Source organism: uncultured Phenylobacterium sp., from assembly GCF_902826855.1.
Classification (GTDB): Bacteria; Pseudomonadota; Alphaproteobacteria; order Caulobacterales; family Caulobacteraceae; genus Phenylobacterium.
In genome coordinates, this window is record NZ_CADEGK010000020.1 from 1 (window position 1) to 3,491 (window position 3,491).

A 3,491-nucleotide genomic window follows, 5' to 3' on the forward strand; every position below is an offset into this window, starting at 1 on the left:
CAGCCCGCCGAGGCCGAGCGGCCCACCGGCTCGGAGGCCTGGCTCGACGCCACCGGCGCGGCGCGGGTGTTTCACGTCCGGCGCGGCTCGGCGAGCGACTTCGAGCGGCTGGCCCGGATGCTCACCGGCCAGTCGGTGGGGCTGGTGCTCTCCGGGGGCGGCGCGCGCGCCTACGCCCATGTGGGCGCGATCAAGGCGTTGCGCGAGCGCGGCGTGCCGATCGACTTCGTGGGCGGCTCGTCCATGGGGGCGGTGGTCGGGGCCGGCCTGGCGATGGGCTGGGACGAGGCGGAGATGGACCAGCGGCTGCGCGAGGCTTTCGTTAATACCAGCCCGCTGGACGACATGGCCCTGCCGCTGCTGGCCATGACCCACGGGGTAAAGGTGGGCGAACGACTGGCCCGGCACTTCGGCGAGAGCCAGATCGCTGATCTCTGGCTGCCGTTCTTCTGCCTCTCCTCCAACCTCACCACGGGCGCCTACCAGCTGCACCGCCGCGGATCGCTGCGCCAGTCGCTCCGCGCCTCCATCGCCCTGCCCGGCGTGCTGCCCCCGGCCACCGACGGCCAGAACGTCCTGGTCGACGGGGCGGTGATGAAGAACTTCCCGGCCGACATCATGCGCGCGGTCCACCTCGGGCCGATCGTCGGCGTCGATGTCACTACCGCGCGCAGCATCACCGCAGCCGACGTCGCGCGACCATCGTCGGTCTGGCGGTGGATCCTCTCGGGACAGTGGCGCAACGGGCCGCCGATCGTCTCGCTGCTGATGCGCACCGCCACCGTGTCCACCGGGCGAGACCTGGCCGCCGCCCGGGAGGCGACCGACGTGTTGATCCAGCCGGACGTGTCGGGGATCGAGATCCGCGACTGGGGAGCCTACGATCAGGCGGTTGAGGCCGGCTACCGTGCCACGCTGGAGATGCTGGACAAGTTCGGCCGCCCCATCTCGCAGTTGCGCAGACGCCTCAGCCTGGCCGACCAACGCGCGGACGGCGTGGCGATGACCCCTTTCATGGCCTCAGTGCACACTGCGGCGGAATGAACCCTTGGCAGGCGGCCACGGCTCACCCCATATTCGAGATCCTGTTCAACAGCTGAAAGGAGGTGCCCCAGTGTCTCATAGCAAAGGCCGTAGCTCGGCAGCCGTGACCTGGACCTCCGCGTGTGAGGTCTGCGCCTAGCCTTTCAGTAAGGGCAAGGTCGCGAACCGCTCTGCGGTCAGACTATGGAAGGGCCGCCCCGGCGACGGGGCGGCCCTTCGCGTTTCTGGAAGACAGCGGACGCCCGACGCTGGCGAAGCATCGAGCGTCCGCCGCCCCCTGAAGGAGTCCTAGCGGGCCAGGGCTGCGGTGATCTTCGCACCCCGGTCGAAGTGCTCCTTCATCCCGGCCACCATATCGGCGAGTCCCGCGCGGAGCGGCGCTTCGAACTCGGCCTCGGGCTCGGCCAGCGCCACGACTCGGCCCTTGCCCGCCGCGGCCGCCGCCTTCACGGTCTCGGCCTGCTTCATCGTGGCCTTGACGATGTGGCCCAGCACCAGCTCCTCAAGGATGTCTGGATCGATCTCGCCCAGGTCGAGCACCGGAGGCCGCGGATCGCGCAGGATCTCGATCGGCCACAGCTTCTTCACCCGGATGATGTCCCAGATCCGCTCAGTCACCCAGCAAGGCCCGTAATAGCGGGCGAGGTGTCCGCGCAACGACTTGCCGAGGTCGAGCACCGGCAACCGAGCCACGTACTCCTGGAAGCCGACGTCCTCGAAGTGGCTGATCGCCGCCGACAGGTAGAAGCAGTTCGTCGAGAAGCCCGGCGGGTTCAACCACACGGCGATGTTGATGAAGTAGCGGCTGATCAGCTTCCAGTCGTGGGTGTTGGCGTCCTGGATGTCGTCGATGTTGACGTCGAACCAGTGGTGCCACGTCGAGTCGGTCACCACCCGTCCCACACCGGCGCGGTGGCCGTCGTACGCCGAGATCATCGGGTTCTTCGCGCGCGCCGGCTGGGGCCCCTTGACGAAGTTGTAGGGCGGGTCGCCAAGGTTGGAGCCATAGGCGATGATCGCCGGCGCGGGCTGCGGTCCGCCGTCGATCGCCGGCGGGTATTCGGGCTGCGCGCCGCCGCCGAAGTTGAAGGTGGCAGCCAGGTAGATGTCCGCAGTCTCGACGCAAAGGCCCTCGTGCGCGTGATCGGGCATGACGTTGATGGGGCCGAGCTTCGGATGGCAGAGCACGGGATGCGGGCGCCTTCGCCAGCCGAACGGCCAGAAGGAAAATCGCCACGCGGTCCACTGGATCGGCTGCACCTTCAGGTCGCCCTGGTGCGGTGAGTTGCCCAGCGCCAACGGCCCGCCCGGATTGCCGGGCTCGAACGCTGCGGACGGCGGACGCAGGGTGTCGATGCGGGCGGGCGTATCGATCGGCGGCACGCCGTCGGCGTTAGTCCAGCGCCGCATCGTGCCCAGCCGCGGGATGCGCTTGCACATCGACGCGCCCAGGAAGTGGTGGTCGCCGGTGGCGAACAGGCCGCCCTTCTTGTCCTTCATCCACTGCGAGAGCTTCAGCAGCTCGGCGTCGCTCGAGGGGAGGGCGTTGGCGTTGGTGATGGGCGCGTCGCTCGGATTGCCCGAGTTCCCCGGCTGGAAGCCGAAGCACCAGATCTGCTCATACTTGTCGATGACGGCGTTGGCGCCGTCCATCATGTTGAAGCGGAAGCCGCGGTACTTGTGTTGCGTCGGACCGGGGTTGGCGACGATGGTCGGCGCCTGCCCGTTCCGGAGGGCCAGGTCGACGCGGAACCGCATGCAGCCGACCTGGGCGGCCCGGATCAGAGCGATGACGCGGCTGATCCCGAAGTCGTTGGCCGGATCGACGCTGATCGAACTGTCCACCACGATCAGGATGTCGGCGCGGTTCTTGAGCAGCCAGGGTTGCAGGTAGTCGACGACAGCGAGCTCGAACTCTGGGTTGATGCCGATGTCTCTCACGAATTCTTTTGCAGTCAGCACGGGGAAGGCTCTCCTAGGTTCGCGGCCGCCATCGTCGGCCGGTTGATGGGTCTGAAGGCGGCGTGTGCGACGCGCCGCGCGCTCGATGGAGGAGGCTTCCCCGAGAACCCCAGGTCACATCTCCAGTACGGGCAGGCTCAACTGCAGGATGCGATCGGTCGGCGACTTTCACCGCAGGGTCGAGTGGACAGAAGGGAAGTCACGGTCGGCGGCTGCAGCGACGACGGGGATCGGCTACGCCAGGGCCATTACCTTTGACGTCATGGACGTGCCTCGCCCCGCCGCTAAGGTCCTCGCATGACCGCACCCACAAAGCCCGTCGGCGACCACCTGCGCGAATGGCGCCTGCGCCGGCGGTTGAGCCAGCTGGACCTCGCCCTGGATGCCGAGATCTCAACGCGCCACCTCTCGTTCCTGGAGACCGGCCGCGCCCAACCCAGCCGTGAGATGGTGCTGCACCTGTCAGAGCAGCTGGAGGTGCCGCT

Annotated in this window: 3 protein-coding genes; 2 read left to right on the top strand and 1 reads right to left on the bottom strand. The window is 68.1% G+C overall.

Going from position 1 to position 3,491, the window contains the following annotated elements; genetic code table 11:
• Positions 1 to 1,044: patatin-like phospholipase family protein (locus QZV94_RS04820; protein ID WP_293676673.1), on the top strand; the 1,044-nt coding region annotated here is incomplete at its 5' end.
• 288 nt (positions 1,045 to 1,332) lie between these two features.
• Here the strand turns inward: QZV94_RS04820 and QZV94_RS04825 are convergent.
• On the bottom strand, positions 1,333 to 2,985 hold the full coding sequence (locus QZV94_RS04825; RefSeq protein ID WP_293676674.1) for a hypothetical protein: 1,653 nt from the start codon (positions 2,983 to 2,985) through the stop codon (positions 1,333 to 1,335).
• Positions 2,986 to 3,303: 318 nt separating this feature from the next.
• On the opposite strand from QZV94_RS04825, the gene QZV94_RS04830 reads away from it, so the two are divergent.
• The coding region (locus tag QZV94_RS04830; RefSeq protein ID WP_293676675.1) for a helix-turn-helix transcriptional regulator at positions 3,304 to 3,491 on the top strand (188 nt) is incomplete at its 3' end.